Here is a 15,754-nt window from a genome sequence, read left to right as displayed (position 1 = left end):
GGTAATCAGTCGCGGCAGGCCGCCGCAAAAGGGGGAATGCGCGTGGACCTGATCATCATCATCCTGCTCGGTATCGTCGAGGGGGTGACCGAATTCCTCCCCGTCTCCTCGACCGGGCATCTCATCCTCGCCGGGCGGCTGTTCGGCCTGCCCCAGGCGGATGCGACCTTCGACATCGTCATCCAGCTCGGCGCGATCCTGGCGGTCGTGGTGCTGTTCTGGGGGCGCTTCATGGGCGTGTTGCAGGGGCTGCTGAAGCGCGATCCGGGTGCGATCCATTTCACCCGCAACGTCCTGCTCGGTTTCCTGCCGTCCGCGGTGGTCGGTGCGCTGGCTTATGGCTCGATCAAGGCAGTGCTCGAGGCGCCGGTGATTGCGCCGATCGTGGTGTGCGTCGCGCTGATCGTCGGCGGCGTGCTGATCCTGATCATCGAACGGCTGTCGAAGCGCGTCACCGCCGCGTCGGTCGAGGCGATGACCTGGCGGACCGCGCTCGGCATCGGCGTCATCCAGTGCGTCTCGATGATCCCCGGCGTCAGCCGTTCGGGGGCGACGATCATGGGCGCGCTGATGCTCGGCGTCGATCGCGAGACGGCGGCGGAATATAGTTTCTTCCTGGCGATCCCGACCATGCTGGGGGCGACCACGCTCGCGCTCTACAAGGGGCGGCATGAACTGGGCGACGCACACCTCACCGCGATCGCGATCGGCTTCGTCGTGTCGTTCATCGTCGCGCTATTGGTGATCCGCTGGTTCGTCTCCTTTGTCGGCAGGCATGGCTTCGCGCCCTTTGCCTGGTACCGAATCATCGTTGGCGCTGCGGCGCTGGCATGGTTGTTGATATAAGGCCGATACGGAACAAATATTTGCAATTACAGTTTAGAGCGGAGTCACCACAGCAATAAATGCGGCAAAATAGGACAGTATAGCTTACCTATATGGCGGATTCTACGTGACATTCGCCTGGAGAAACGCTAGCGCCACCTCGATTTTACGAGGCGGGCGAGCATGGCTGACGGCAACACATTGAAGTTCGTGGACCGGGCACAGGCCTATCCGGGCAAGCGCCCGGCCAAGCCGCGCGCGGAGGATTTCCGCGAGATCGCCGATCGCTATGCGCCGATCGCCGCCGAGGAACAGGCCGGGCGCTGCTCGCAATGCGGCGTGCCCTATTGTTCGGTGCACTGCCCGTTGCACAACCATATCCCCGACTGGCTGCGCCTCACCGCCGACGGCCGGCTGCGCGAGGCTTATGAGCTGAGCAACGCAACCTCGACCATGCCCGAAATCTGCGGCCGCATCTGCCCGCAGGACAGGCTGTGCGAGGGTAATTGCGTGATCGAATTCTCCGGCCACGGCGCGGTGACGATCGGGTCAGTCGAAAAGTTCATCACGGACACCGCCTGGGAAGAAGGCTGGGTCGAGCCGCTGGTGTCGGGTCCGTCGCGCGGCCAGTCGGTCGGCGTGATCGGTGCCGGGCCGGCCGGGCTCTCCGCCGCGGAATATTGCCGGGTGATGGGCTATGATGTGCATGTCTATGACCGGCACGACCGGGCGGGCGGTCTGCTGACCTATGGCATCCCCGGCTTCAAGCTGGAGAAGCATGTCGTCACGCGTCGGGTCGATCGGCTGAAGGCGGGCGGCATCATATTCCATGAAAGCTTCGAGGTCGGGCGCGACGCGACGCTGGACCAGCTGCGCCAGCGCCACGATGCGATCCTGATCGCGACCGGCGTCTACAAGCCCCGCGCGATCAAGGCACCGGGCGTCGGCAGCGCGGGCGTGGTCGAGGCGCTCGACTATCTCACCGCATCCAACCGCAAGGGCTTCGGCGACGCGGTGCCGGACTTCGACAATGGCAAGCTCGATGCCGCCGGCAAGAATGTCGTGGTGATCGGCGGCGGCGACACCGCGATGGACTGCGTCCGCACGGCGATCCGCCAGGGCGCGACGTCGGTGAAGTGCCTGTACCGCCGCGACCGCGCCAACATGCCGGGGTCGCAGCGCGAGGTCGCCAATGCCGAGGAGGAAGGCGTCGAATTCGTCTGGCTCTCCGCACCCCAGGCATTCGACGCGGGCGAGGCGGTGACGGGCGTGCACGCGACGAAGATGCGGCTCGGCGCCCCCGACGCGAGCGGCCGCCGCGCGCCCGAGGCGGAGCCCGAGAGCGGCTTCACCCTCCCGGCCGACCTGGTGATCAAGGCGCTCGGCTTCGACGCCGAGGAACTGCCGGCGCTGTTCGGTGCGCCGGAACTCGGCGTGACGCGCTGGGGCACGTTGCTGGTCGACAACAAGACCTTGATGACCTCGCTGGACGGCGTCTTCGCGGCGGGCGACATCGTGCGCGGCGCGAGCCTGGTGGTCTGGGCGATCCGCGACGGTCGCGATGTCGCGACGACGATGCACAGCTGGCTGAAGGCGAAGGCCAAGGCAGGGAAGAAGGCCGCATGACCAAGATGGATTCCGAACGCGCCCGCCTCGCCGAGGTCGGCATGTACCGCCCCGAATTCGAATCGGATGCCTGCGGCGTCGGCCTGGTCGCCGCGACCGACGGCACGCCGTCACGCCGCGTCGTCCAGTCGGCGATCGATGCGCTGAAGGCCGTGTGGCACCGCGGCGCGGTGGATGCCGACGGCAAGACCGGCGACGGCGCCGGGCTGCATGTCGACCTGCCGGTCAAGTTCTTCGACGACGCGATCAGCGCCTCGGGCCACAAGACCATGTCCAACCGGCTCGCGGTCGGCATGATCTTCCTGCCGCGCACCGATCTCGGCGCGCAGGAGGATTGTCGGACGATCGTCGAGAGCGCGATCATCGAGGAAGGCTATACCATCTATGGCTGGCGCCAGGTGCCGGTCGACGTGTCGGTGATCGGCCAAAAGGCGCAGGCGACCCGCCCCGAGATCGAGCAGATCATGATCGCCGGGCCGCTGCCGGAGGAGCAGAGCGCCGCCGAGTTCGAGAAGAATCTCTATCTCGTCCGCCGCCGGATCGAGAAGCGCGTGATCGCCGCGCAGATCCAGGGCTTCTACATCTGCTCGCTGAGCTGCCGATCAATCATCTACAAGGGCCTGTTCCTCGCGGAGAGCCTTTCGGTCTTCTATCCCGACCTGACCGACCAGCGCTTCGAAAGCCGCGTCGCGATCTTCCACCAGCGCTATTCGACCAACACCTTCCCGCAATGGTGGCTGGCGCAGCCGTTCCGCTGTCTTGCGCACAACGGCGAGATCAACACGATCCGTGGCAACAAGAACTGGATGCTCAGCCACGAGATCAAGATGGCGAGCCTCGCGTTCGGCGAATATTCAGAGGACATCAAGCCGGTGATCCCGGCCGGTGCGTCCGACACCGCCGCGCTCGACGCCACCTTCGAGGCGATCTGCCGCTCCGGCCGCGACGCGCCGACCGCGAAGCTGATGCTGGTGCCCGAGGCCTGGGGCCCGAAGGGCGAGATGCCCAGGGCGCATCTCGACATGTACAAATATCTGGCGAGCGTGATGGAGCCGTGGGACGGCCCGGCTGCGCTGGCGATGACGGATGGCCGCTGGGCAGTGGCGGGCATGGACCGCAACGCGCTGCGCCCGTTGCGCTACACCCGCACCTCGGACGGCCTGCTGATCGTGGGTTCGGAGAGCGGCATGGTCGTCGTGCCCGAATCGACCATCATCGAGAAGGGCCGGCTCGGGCCGGGCCAGATGATCGCGGTCGACCTGGACCGGGGCGTCCTGTTCAAGGACCGGGAGATCAAGGACCAGATCGCCGGCGAGGCCGATTACGCGACGATGATCGGCAATTTCCTGGGCGTGAACGATCTGCCGCCGGCACCGAGCGATTCGACCGTGCGGTTCGAGCGCGCCGACCTCACCCGCCGCCAGGTCGCGGCGGGGCAGACACTCGAGGACATGGAGCTGATCCTGTCGCCGATGGTCGAGGGCGCCAAGGAAGCGATCGGGTCGATGGGCGACGATACGCCGCTCGCGGTCATCTCGGACAAGCCCCGGCTGATCAGCCAGTTCTTCCGGCAGAATTTCAGCCAGGTCACCAACCCGCCGATCGATTCGCTGCGCGAGCGGCACGTGATGTCGCTCAAGACCCGTTTCGGCAATCTCGCCAACATCCTAGACACCGAGGACCGGCGCGACGGTGTGCTGGTGCTCGATTCGCCGGTGCTGACCGGGGCCGACTGGGCGCGGCTGAAGAGCTTTTTCGGGCCGAAGGTCGCCGATATCGACTGCACCTTCGAAAGCGGCGGGGGGCCCGAGACGCTGCGTGCCGCGATCGCGCGCATTCGTGCCGAGGCCGAACAGGCCGTGCGCGAAGGCAAGAGCGAGATCTTCCTGAGCGACATGAACATCGGGCCGGACCGGGTCGGCATCGCCGGCGTGCTCGCGGCGGCGGCGGTGCACACGCATCTCGTGCGCCGCGGCCTGCGCTCCTATGCCAGCATCAACATCCAGACCGCGGAATGCCTCGACACGCATTATTATGCAGTGCTGATCGGCGTCGGCGCGACGACGGTGCATGCCTATCTGTCCGAAGCGTCGATCGTCGACCGGCACCAGCGCGGGCTGTTCGGCGACCTGAGCATCGAAAAGTGCCTCGCCAACCATCGCCATGCGGTCGACGAGGGGCTGCTCAAGATCATGTCGAAAATGGGGATCGCGGTGATCTCCAGCTATCGCGGCGGCTATAATTTCGAGGCGGTCGGGCTGTCGCGCAGCCTGGTCAACGATCTCTTCCCGGGCATGCCCGCGAAGATCTCGGGCGAAGGCTATGCCTCGCTGCATCTCAACGCGGCGCTCAGGCACGAAGCCGCCTATGACGAAGTGGTGGTGAATCTGCCGATCGGCGGCTTCTACCGCCAGCGGCATACCGGCGAGACTCATGCCTATTCGGCGCAGCTGATGCATTTGCTGCAGACCGCGGTCGCGACCGACAGCTATTCGACCTATCTGCAATTCTCGCGCGGGGTGGAGGCGCTGCCCCCGGTCTATCTGCGCGACCTGTTCCAGTTCAACTACCCCAATGAGGGTGTGGCCATCGACCAGGTCGAGGCGATCACCGAGATTCGCAAGCGCTTCGTCACGCCGGGCATGTCGCTCGGCGCGCTCAGCCCCGAGGCGCACGAGACCCTGGCAATCGCGATGAACCGCATCGGCGCCAAGGCCGTGTCGGGCGAGGGCGGCGAGGACAAGGCGCGCTACGCGCCTTATCCGAACGGCGACAATGCCAATTCGGGTGTGAAACAGATCGCGTCGGGCCGGTTCGGCGTGACGGCTGAATATCTCAACGCCTGCGACGAGATCGAGATCAAGGTCGCGCAGGGTGCCAAGCCCGGCGAGGGCGGGCAGTTGCCCGGCTTCAAGGTGACCGAGTTCATCGCCAAGCTCCGCCATGCGACGCCGGGGGTTATGCTCATCTCCCCGCCGCCGCATCACGACATCTATTCGATCGAGGATCTGGCGCAGCTCATCTACGACCTGAAGCAGATCAATCCGGTCGCGCGCGTCTGCGTGAAGCTGGTCTCGTCGGCCGGTATCGGCACCGTCGCGGCGGGCGTCGCCAAGGCGCATGCGGACGTGATCCTGGTGTCCGGCCATGTCGGCGGCACCGGCGCTTCCCCCCAGACCAGCATCAAATATGCCGGCACGCCGTGGGAAATGGGCCTGAGCGAGGTCAACCAGACTCTGACGCTCAACGGGCTGCGCGGGCGGATCAAGCTGCGGACCGATGGCGGGCTGAAGACCGGACGCGACATCGTGATCGCCGCGATTCTGGGCGCCGAGGAATTCGGCATCGGCACGCTCAGCCTGGTCGCGATGGGCTGCATCATGGTGCGGCAATGCCATTCCAATACCTGCCCGGTCGGCGTGTGCGTCCAGGACGAGCGGCTGCGTGCCAAGTTCACCGGTACGCCGGAAAAGGTCATCAACCTGATGACCTTCATCGCCGAGGAAGTGCGCGACATTCTGGCCCGGCTGGGCTTCAAGAGCCTGGATGAGGTGATCGGCCGCACCGAGCTGCTGCGGCAGGTCAGTCGCGGCGCCGAGCATCTCGACGATCTCGATCTCAACCCGATCCTCGCCAAGGTCGATGCGGATGACGACCAGCGGCGCTTCAGCCTGTCGGCGTGGCGCAACGAAGTGCCCGACAGCCTCGATGCGCAGATGATCAAGGATGCGGCGGCGGTGTTCTCGCGCGGCGAGAAGATGCAGCTGACCTATTCGGTGCGCAACACGCACCGCGCTGTCGGCACGCGGCTGTCGAGCGAGATCACGCGCACCTTCGGAATGTCGAAGCTGGCCGACGGGCATGTCCATGTCCGGCTGCGCGGCGCCGCCGGCCAGTCATTGGGCGCGTTCCTGTGCAAGGGCATCACGCTCGAAGTGTTCGGCGACGCCAACGACTATGTCGGCAAGGGCCTGTCGGGCGGCATCATCGCGGTGCGCCCGGTGGTGAGCTCACCGCTGGCCAGCCAGGACAATACGATCATCGGCAACACCGTGCTGTACGGCGCGACCTCGGGCAGCCTGTTCGCGGCGGGCCAGGCAGGCGAGCGCTTCGCGGTGCGCAATTCGGGCGCGACCGTGGTGGTCGAGGGCTGCGGCGCGAACGGGTGCGAATATATGACGGGCGGCACCGCGGTGGTGCTGGGGCCGGTCGGCGCGAACTTCGGTGCCGGCATGACCGGCGGTATGGCCTTTGTCTATGACGCCGACGGCAGCTTCGAACGTCGCGCCAACCCGGAGAACATCGTGTGGCAGCGCCTGTCGTCGATGCATTGGGAGGCAGTGCTGCTCAACCTGGTGCGCGCGCACCATGCGGCGACCGACAGCAAATGGTCGGCGGCGCTGCTCGACGATTGGGGCCGGGCGATCGACCGCTTCTGGCAGGTCGTGCCGAAGGAAATGCTGACCCGCCTGGCACACCCGCTCGACGACCGGTCGGAGATGGTGGCGGCGGAATAGGCGCCGGGACGCCCAACTTGTGCTCACGTGGCCGGGCTCGGTTTTCGTCGATAGCCAGTATCGACGGAAGGATTGCGGTTTCGGGATGGGTTTAGACGATCGCCACCGCCTCGACCAAATCGTCCGTCATCATGCCTTCCCCCGCCCGGCCTGTCGGCCTAACAGAGCCATATGTGGCAGCTTTATCAATTCCCCCTGTGCCCCTTCTCGCGCAAGGTCCGGCTCCTGCTCGGTGAAAAAGGCGTCGGGTACGATCTCGTCCTGGAGAACCCGTGGGACCGGCGCGACGAATTCCTCGACATGAATCCGGCCGGCCAAGTGCCGGTCATGGTCGATCCCAAGCGCAATATCCTGCTCATGGATTCGATGGCGATCTGCGAATATCTCGAGGAGACGGTCGACAAGGCGGCGATGATCAACGGCACCGCGGTCAACCGGGCCGAGATCCGCCGGCTGGCCGCATGGTTCGATACGCAATTCTTCCAGGACGTGACCGCGCCGCTGCTCGGCGAGCGGATGATGAAGCGGATCGTGACCAGGGACGCCCCCGACGCGCGCGTGCTGCGCGAAGCGATGAAGGCGGCCGAGCGGCATCTCGACTATACCGATTATTTGCTCGACCATCACAATTGGGTGGCCGGCGCGACGATGAGCCTCGCCGATCTCGCCGCCGCCGCGCAGATCTCGGTCGCCGATTATCTCGGCGGGATCGACTGGAAGGGGCATGAGCAGACCGCGCGCTGGTATCGCGGCTTCAAGAGCCGGCCGAGCTTTCGTCCATTGCTGTCCGAGCGGATGACGGGGATCAACCCGCCCAAGGAATATGACGACGTGGATTTCGACTTCTAGGTCTGATCCGGCCGGGAGCGGGGTCGTTCTGCTCAGCCCGAGCGTTCTCTTCCTCAATGGCGGCAGGCTCTTCCAGGCAGCGGATTCGCATCGGCACGGCGGGCTGGTCGCTGTACAAGCCGCCTGCCGGGCGCTTCCCGGACACGGGCAGTCATCTCGAACGCTATGCCGCGATCTTCGACGCCGTCGAGATCAATTCGAGCTTCTACCGGCAGCACAAGCCGGAGACCTATGCGCGCTGGGCGGCGAGCGTGCCGGCGGGCTTTCGGTTCGCCGTGAAGCTGCCCAAGGCGATCACGCACGAGCGGCGGCTGATCGATTGCGACGACCTGCTTGCACGTTTCGCCGGAGAGGTTGCTGGGCTCGGGGAGAAGCGTGGGCCGCTCCTTGTCCAATTGCCGCCCACGCTCGCCTTCGACGCCATGGTCGCGGATCGGTTCTTCAGCCTGGCCCATGACCTGCTGGGCGGAACGATGGCGTGCGAGCCGCGCCATGCCGGCTGGTTCACGCCCGAGGCCGATGCGCTGCTCGTCAAGCACCGGGTGGCGCGAGTCGCCGCCGATCCCGCGCCGGTAGCCGGGGCGGGCGAGCCGGGCGGATGGACTGGCCTCCGCTACACGCGGCTGCACGGCGCGCCGCGCATCTATCGGTCGGCCTATGACCTCGCGGCGGTCGAGCGGCAGGCGGCGGCAGCCTGCGCGGCGGACGTCGAGAGCTGGACGATCTACGACAATACCGCGTCAGGCGCTGCGCTCGGCAATGCGCTGGCGATGCGCGATCTCGTGACCAGTTAGCCGTCGAGGCTGCGCGAGGCCTGTTCGAACATGTCCTTCGACAGCCCCGGCGTCGCCACGATCCGCTCGAGTTCCGCGCGCATCAAGGTGCCGCGTGCCTCGTCGAAACGGCGCCAGCGGCCGAGCGGCGGGATCAGCTTCGCCGCGGTCTGCGGGTTGAGCTTGTCGAGCGCGATGAGCTGGTCGGCGACGAAACGATAACCCTCGCCCGAAACGGCGTTGAACGCCCGCTGGTTGACACTGAACGCCCCGACCAGGGAACGGGCGCGGTTCGGGTTGGCGAGGGTGAAGTCGCGGTGCCGCGCCAGTTCCCTGACGCTCGCCAGCGTGTCGTCGCGTGACGACAGCGCCTGAGTCGAGAACCATTTGTCGAGAACCAGACCATTGTCCGAATAGCGATTGTAGAAGATGTCGAGCGCGGCGATCCGCCGGTCCGAATTGCCGTTGACGAGCGTGGTCAGCGCGCCCTGGCGATCGGTCATGTTGTCGGCTGCCTCGAACTGGGCAAAGGCGAGCGCGGCGGCCTCGTCGCCGCCACCCGCCGCGATATAGCCGAGTGCGACGGTGCGCAGCCGGCGCAGGCCCTTGGCGAGCGGCGAATATTCGAACTTCGTTGCCCGGGCGCGCTCATATTCGGCGCGCCATTTCGCCTCGAGCGTACGGCCGATGTCGCGGCGCAGCGCTTCGCGCGCGGCATAGATCGCCTCGGGATCGACCAGCTTCATCTGGTCGCCGATGAAGCTTTCCGACGGCAGCAGCACTGCCTCGGCCACAAAGGCGCGGTCGAGATGGGGGTCATCGAGCGTATTGGCGATGGCGGCGATGACCGGCGCATGATCGGCGCGACCCTGGCTGACCGAGCTGACCAGGGTGTCGAGCATCAGCTGCTGCATCGCCTCGTAGCGCGCGAAAGGATCGTCGTCATGTGCCGAGAGAAAGGCGAGATCGGCGGCGGAGCGATCGGTCTCGATGACGACCGGCGCGGTAAAGCCGCGGTTGATCGACAGGACCGGGCGTTCCGCGACGGTCTCGAAGGTGATGCGCTCCTCGGCATCGGTCAGCTGGATGAGCTGCTCCGGACCGATCGGGCGCGCACTGTCGGCACCGAACAGCTTGAGCTTGAGCGGGAGGACCATCGGCAGCTTGTCGGGCTGGCCCGGGGTCGGGAGGACGCGCTGCGACAGGGTCAGGGTGGCGCGGCCGCTACCGGCCTCATGCGCCAACGACGCCGTCACGCGCGGCGTGCCGGCCTGGCTGTACCAGCGGCGGAACTGAGTCAGGTCGATCTCGCCGCCTTCCTCCATGCACGCGACGAAATCCTCGCAGGTCGCGGCGGTGCCGTCGAAGCGATCGAAATAAAGGTCGGTGGCGGTCCGGAAACGCTGGGGCCCGAGCAGGGTCGCCATCATGCGGATGACTTCGGCGCCCTTGTTATAGATCGTCGCGGTGTAGAAGTTCGAGATTTCGAGATATTCGTCCGGCCGGATCGGGTGCGCGAGCGGGCCGGCATCCTCGGGAAATTGCGCGGCGCGCAGGCCGCGTACGTCCTCGATGCGCTTGACCGCGGCGGAACCCTGGTCGGCGGAGAAGCTCTGGTCGCGAAAGACGGTGAAGCCTTCCTTCAGCGAGAGCTGGAACCAGTCGCGGCAGGTGACGCGGTTGCCCGACCAGTTGTGGAAATATTCATGTGCGACGACCGCGGCGATCGCGTCGAAATCATAATCGGTCGCGGTATCGGGATCGGCCAGGATGTAGCGCGAATTGAAGATGTTGAGACCCTTGTTCTCCATCGCGCCGAAGTTGAAGTCGTCGACCGCGACGATGTTGAACACGTCGAGATCATATTCGCGGCCATAGACCCGCTCGTCCCAAGCCATGGCGGTCTTGAGCGCTTCCAGCGCATGGCCGGTCTTGGCGACGTCGGCGGCGCGCACCCAGATGCCGAGCGCGACCTCGCGGCCCGACCCTGTGACGAAGCTGCCGCGATTGGCGACGAGGTCGCCCGCGACCATCGCGAAGAGATAGCAAGGCTTGGGGAAGGGATCGTGCCATTCGGCCCAATGGCGTCCGTCGCCGAGATCCCCCTCACCGACCGGATCGCCATTGGCGAGCAGGACCGGGAAGCGTGCCTTCTCCGCCGCCATGCGCACCTTGTAGCGGCTGAGCACGTCGGGCCGGTCGGGGAAGAACGTGATGCGGCGGAAGCCTTCCGCCTCGCACTGGGTGCAGAGATTGCCGCCCGACGCATAGAGTCCCATCAGCTGGGTGTTGCGGTCGGGCGCGATCTCGACCTCGGTCTCGATCATATGCGCCGAGCCGGAGAGCGGGATGACGAGCGTGTCGTCCTCCAGCGTCCAGTCGTTGATCGTCTTGCCGTCGACCTTGACCGACAAGGGGGTCTGGCCGCCGCCATCGAGGCGGAGCGGCGCGTCGTGCGCGCCGTTGCGGATGATGTGCAGTACGGCCTGGACTCGCGTCTTCTCGGGCGCGAGGTCGAAATCGAGCGAAATCTCCGGCACCAGCCAGTCGGGCGCCTGATAATCCTCGCGGCGCGTGACATGGGGCAGGGCGGTGGCGGTCTGGACGTCGAGCATGTCGCTGGATGTAGGGGCGCGCCTTCGCTCGTGCCACCGAAATCGCCGGCCGGCCTGCCGCACTTGCGCAGGCGCATGGCGGTGCTAGGCCGTCGTTCATGATCCTGACGGTACAAGGAAAAGGCATGTTTCGTTCGGTTGGCGCGATCGCGCTGATGAGTTTTGCGGGCGCTGCGCCGGCCCAGACGACCCCGGCACCGACGCCTCCCACCGCCCCGGTGAAGGATGCGAAGGCCATCAACGATATCGTCAACGCGGTGCTCCCCGACGACCAGGCGGCGATGAAGGCGCATGTCATGTTCCTCGCCTCCGACGCGATGCGCGGGCGCGAGGCGGGCAGCCCGGAATTCGACATCGCGGCCGAATATGTCGCGGCGCAATTCTACGCGGCGGGCCTGCGCCCGGCGGGCGACAATGGGGGTTATCTGCAAAAGGTGCCGCTCGTCACCTATCGCGCCGCCGACAAGGGCGATCTCGTGCTGACCCGCAAGGATGCCGAGCCGCTACGGCTGGTGTTCGGCGACGATTATGTGCCCAGCGCCTATGCCGGCGCCGCGTCGACCGTGATCGACGCGCCGGTGGTGTTTGTCGGCTTCGGCATCGTCGCGCCGCAATATAAGCGCAACGACTATGCCGGTGTCGATGTGAAGGGCAAGATCGTCGCCTATCTCGGCGGCGCGCCCTCGAGCTTCCAGAGCGAGGAGCGCGCGCATTTCTCCGGCGGCACGACCAAGGCGATATACGCCCAGTCGCGCGGGGCGATCGGCACGATCCTGATCCAGCCGCGCCCGCTCGGCGCGGCGGCGCAGAATCTTGACCGCCCGCGCGTGACCTGGGGCAAGCCCGATGGCACCGGCGATGCGCCGGGCGCGCCGCAGCTGGCGACGATCAGCGACATGGGTGCGGCCAAGCTGTTCGCGGGCGCGAAGACGCCCTGGGACGCCATCGTGAAGCGCGCTGCCAATGCCGAGACGAAGTTCAAGGCGGAGCAGCTGCCCGGCAGCCTGGCGATCGCGGTGAAGACGGCGTTCCAGCAGGGCATGAGCAGCAATATCGCCGGCATGATCCCCGGCAGCGACCCGAAACTCGGGTCGGAAGTGGTGGTGCTGTCCGCGCATCTCGACCATCTCGGCGTGCGCCCGGACATGAAGGGCGACAACATCTTCAACGGTGCCGAGGACAACGCCGTCGGCATCGCGTCGCTGATCGAGGAAGCCAGGCGCTTCAAGGCGAGCGGTAAGCCGCCGCGGCGCAGCGTGATGTTCCTGGCCGTCACTGGCGAGGAAAAGGGGCTGGTCGGTTCCGACTATTTCTCGAAGCACCCGACGGTGCCGATGAACCGTATCGTCGCCGACGTGAATCTCGACATGCCGATCCTGACCTATCGGTTCGAGGACATGACGGTGTTCGGTGCCGATCGGTCGACGCTCGGCCCGATCGTCAGCAAGGCAGTCGCTTCGGTGGGCGTGACCATGTCGCCGGACCCCGATCCGGCGCAGGGCATCTTCGTCCGGTCGGACCATTATCGCTTCGTCCAGCAGGGCGTGCCCTCGGTGTTCCTGTGGCCGGGCCAGGCCGGGCCAGGCAAGGCCGCGACGGCCGAGTTCTTCGCCAAACGCTATCACCAGCCCTCGGACGAGGTGTCGCAGCCGATCGACTGGAGCCAGGGCATCCGCTTCGTCGATGCGAACTATGCGATCGCGCGGGAAATCGCCGATGGCGACCAGCGGCCGCGCTGGAACAAGGGCGATTTCTTCGGCCTGCTCTATGACGGGTACGGCGCGAAATAACCGCGTTGCTCGTCTTCGGCCTCGGCTATTCGGCCCGGGCGCTGGCCGCCCGGCTGGGCGCCAGGGGCTGGCACGTGACCGGCACCAGCCGCGACGGCCAGCCCGGAACGATCGCGTTCGGCGACCGGGCGGCGGTGACGGCGGCGATCGCCAGGGCGGATTATATCCTGTCCTCGGTGCCGCCCGAGGGTGAGGCCGATCCGGTGCTGGTTGCCTATGGGCCGGCGCTTGCCGGAGCCGACGCATGGCTCGGCTATCTCTCCTCGACCGGCGTCTATGGCGATGCCGGCGGCGCCTGGGTGGACGAGGGTTCGCCGATCGGCGGCGGGCGGCGCGGCGCCCGGGCGACGGCGGATGCGGCGTGGCTGGCGATGGGCGCTCGCGTGTTTCGCCTGCCCGGCATCTATGGCCCGGGCCGGTCGCCGCTCGACCGGATCGCCGAAGGGCGGGCGCACCGCATCGACCTGCCGGGACAGGTGTTCAGCCGCATTCATGTCGACGATCTCGTCTCGGGCGTGATCGCCGGGTTCGACGCGCCTGCGGGCGCGTATAATCTCGCGGACGATCTGCCGGCGAGTCAGAATGACGTGATGGCGTGCGCGGCGCGGTTGCTCGGGCGCGATCCGCCACCCTTTGTGGCGATCGAGACCCTGTCGCCCCCGGCGCGCGCCTTTTACGACGAGAACCGCCGGGTGGCGAACGGCAAGGCGAAGCGGGTACTCGGCTGGCGCCCGCTTTACCCGGATTACCGGGCAGGCCTGCGCGCCCTCAATGCGATAACCAGCCCGGCACCGGTCAGCGCCGCGCCGCCTCCGGCGAGCAGCGACCAGCGATAGCCCTCGAAAAGGGTCGAAAAGAACATGGCGATCACCGGGATGATCACGCTCGAATAGGCGGCCTTGGCCGGGCCGATCACGCGCAGCACCCCGTAATAGAGCGTGAAGGCCAGAGCCGAGGCGACGATGCCGAGATAGAGCAGCCCCAGCAGATAGAAGAGGCGCGGCTCGATCACCGGCGGGCCCGCGACCGCCCAAGCGATGACGGCCTCCATCGCTGCGCCGAGCAGCATGGCGATGCCGAGCGTCGGCGCCATGGGATAGCGCCGGGCGGTCTCGGTGCCCTGCAGGACATTGGCCGTCGAGGCCGAGAGCACCGCCAGCAGGGCGACGCCGATGCCGGTCAGCGCCGCGCGCGGTCCATGCGGATCGAATCGGGCCTCATGCACGAACAACAGCGCGACTCCCGCCATTGCGATGATCGATCCGATGATGAGCTGCCGACCCAGCCGCTGGCCCAGGAAGACGCGGCCGAGCACGGCGTTGGGGACGAGCAGCAGGGCGAACACCACGGCGACGAGGCCGGAAGTGATATAGGTCTCAGCACGATAGACGAAGTTGAAGTTGAGACAGAACTGGGTGAAGGCCAGTGCCGTGACGAACAGCCAGCCGCGTCCGTCGAGGCGCACCGTCTCGCGCTTCCATGCCGCATAGGCCAGCATGGTCAGCCCGCCCACGGTGAAGCGATAGGCGACCGACCAGTTGAGCGGCACAACGCCGAGCTGGTCGTTGATCACGATCCAGGTCGAACCCCAGATCAGGGTGACGATGCCGAACGGGATCAGCACCGCGAGGCGCGTCGATTGCGGGGCGGGCTGATCGGACATACGCCTGCCCTAGCGCCGGCGCGATATGGGCGGCACCGGCGATTTCCTTGTCGGATGATAAGCTGCGTCTATCAAAGCGCCGCGATCGCGTCGGCGAGCGGCCGGATATCCTCTTCGCGCTGGTTCCACGAAATGACCAGCCGTGCCTCGCCGGGACCCCAGTCGTAGAAATCGAAGCCCAGCGCGCGGAGACTCGCCGCTTCCTCGGGCGAGACGCGCAGGAAGACCTCGTTCGCCTCGACCGGATTGACCAGCCGGTCGCCGGCGGCGCGCGCCAGCAGCGCCGCGCCGGCATTGGAGGTGCGGGCATTGTCGAGCCACAGATCGTCGGCGAGCAGCGCGAGGATCTGCGCGGCGAGATAGCGGCCCTTGGACAGCAGCAGCCCGGCGCGCTTGCGGCGATACAGGGTGGCGGCGGCGAGATCGGGCTTGAAGAAGATCAGCGCCTCGGCGCTCATCCCGCCATTCTTGACGAAGCCGAAGCTCAGCGCATCCACGCCTGCCCGCCAGGTCAGGTCGGCGGGCGAGCAGCCGAGATGGGCGACGGCATTGGCGAAACGCGCGCCGTCCATGTGCAGGCCGAGACCACGGGCTTTCGCCAGATCGCCGATCGCGGCGACGTCGTCGGGCGAATAGACCAGACCATATTCAGTCGCGTTGGTGATCGAGATGGCGTGCGGCTGGACCTGGTGCACGTCGTCGCGGGTGGCATCGAGCACGGCCCGGATCGCGACGGGATCGAGCTTCGCGCCTGGCCCCTCGGCGAGCAGCAGCTTGGCGCCGTGGGTATAGAATTCCGGCGCGCCGCATTCGTCATTCTGGATATGTGCGTCACGGTGGCAGACGATCGCGCCGTGCGGCGGGCACAACGCGGCGAGCGCGAGGCAATTGGCCGAGGTGCCCGACGGCACCCAGAGCGCACGGACATCAGCCTCGAACAGGTCGGAGAACAGCCCGTCGAGTTGCTTGCTCCAGGCATCGCCGTCATAGGCGGTGTCGAGCACATTGGCCTCGGCCAGCGCGGCGATGACGGCCGGATGGACGGGAGCGGCGTTATCGGAAAAGAAGCGCATGCCCGGTGCCTTGCTGCGCGTCG

10 protein-coding genes are annotated in these 15,754 nt (G+C 66.6%); 7 read left to right on the top strand and 3 right to left on the bottom strand.

Features of this window, described 5'->3' with window-relative positions:
- The first annotated feature begins 42 nt into the window (after window positions 1-42).
- From ACZ1I2_RS00965 to ACZ1I2_RS00945, 5 genes are all read left to right on the top strand, one after another.
- Window positions 43-846 carry an undecaprenyl-diphosphate phosphatase gene (locus tag ACZ1I2_RS00965; RefSeq protein WP_465175431.1) on the top strand — a complete coding sequence of 268 codons (804 nt, stop codon included), beginning with the start codon at window positions 43-45 and terminating at the stop codon, window positions 844-846.
- 162 nt (window positions 847-1,008) lie between these two features.
- Window positions 1,009-2,451 carry an NAD(P)-dependent oxidoreductase gene (locus ACZ1I2_RS00960; protein WP_465175432.1) on the top strand — a complete coding sequence of 481 codons (1,443 nt, stop codon included), beginning with the start codon at window positions 1,009-1,011 and terminating at the stop codon, window positions 2,449-2,451.
- Window positions 2,448-6,968 carry a glutamate synthase large subunit gene (gene gltB, locus ACZ1I2_RS00955; RefSeq protein ID WP_465175433.1) on the top strand — a complete coding sequence of 1,507 codons (4,521 nt, stop codon included), beginning with the start codon at window positions 2,448-2,450 and terminating at the stop codon, window positions 6,966-6,968. Before ACZ1I2_RS00960 ends, gltB begins: the two co-directional genes overlap by 4 nt.
- A gap of 171 nt (window positions 6,969-7,139) precedes the next feature.
- Entirely contained in the window at window positions 7,140-7,817 is a 678-nt protein-coding gene (locus ACZ1I2_RS00950; protein WP_465171455.1) for a glutathione S-transferase family protein, read from the top strand.
- Between the two features lie 56 nt (window positions 7,818-7,873).
- Complete coding sequence (locus tag ACZ1I2_RS00945) at window positions 7,874-8,611, top strand: DUF72 domain-containing protein (protein ID WP_465175434.1); 738 nt, start codon at window positions 7,874-7,876, stop codon at window positions 8,609-8,611.
- On the opposite strand, the gene pepN is transcribed toward ACZ1I2_RS00945, so the two are convergent.
- A complete protein-coding gene (pepN, locus tag ACZ1I2_RS00940) occupies window positions 8,608-11,205 on the bottom strand; it encodes an aminopeptidase N (protein ID WP_465175435.1) in 2,598 nt (865 codons plus the stop codon). The genes ACZ1I2_RS00945 and pepN overlap by 4 nt on opposite strands.
- 125 nt (window positions 11,206-11,330) lie before the next feature.
- Between pepN and ACZ1I2_RS00935 the strand changes: the two genes are divergently transcribed.
- Window positions 11,331-12,995 (top strand): M28 family metallopeptidase, encoded by a 1,665-nt coding sequence (locus tag ACZ1I2_RS00935; RefSeq protein ID WP_465175436.1) that lies wholly within the window; start codon window positions 11,331-11,333, stop codon window positions 12,993-12,995.
- A 5-nt stretch (window positions 12,996-13,000) separates the two neighbouring features.
- Window positions 13,001-13,831, top strand: a complete 831-nt coding sequence (locus tag ACZ1I2_RS00930; RefSeq protein WP_465175437.1) for a Rossmann-fold NAD(P)-binding domain-containing protein — start codon at window positions 13,001-13,003, stop codon at window positions 13,829-13,831.
- Here the strand turns inward: ACZ1I2_RS00930 and ACZ1I2_RS00925 are convergent.
- Both ACZ1I2_RS00925 and ACZ1I2_RS00920 read right to left on the bottom strand, forming a co-directional pair.
- Window positions 13,741-14,658 (bottom strand): DMT family transporter, encoded by a 918-nt coding sequence (locus ACZ1I2_RS00925; protein WP_465171459.1) that lies wholly within the window; start codon window positions 14,656-14,658, stop codon window positions 13,741-13,743. The genes ACZ1I2_RS00930 and ACZ1I2_RS00925 overlap by 91 nt on opposite strands.
- 71 nt (window positions 14,659-14,729) lie before the next feature.
- Window positions 14,730-15,731 carry a threonine aldolase family protein gene (locus ACZ1I2_RS00920; protein WP_465171460.1) on the bottom strand — a complete coding sequence of 334 codons (1,002 nt, stop codon included), beginning with the start codon at window positions 15,729-15,731 and terminating at the stop codon, window positions 14,730-14,732.
- Window positions 15,732-15,754 lie beyond the last annotated feature (23 nt).

Source organism: Sphingomonas sp. BL-S-29 (assembly GCF_055521495.1).
This window is presented reverse-complemented; position numbering and strand designations above follow the sequence as displayed.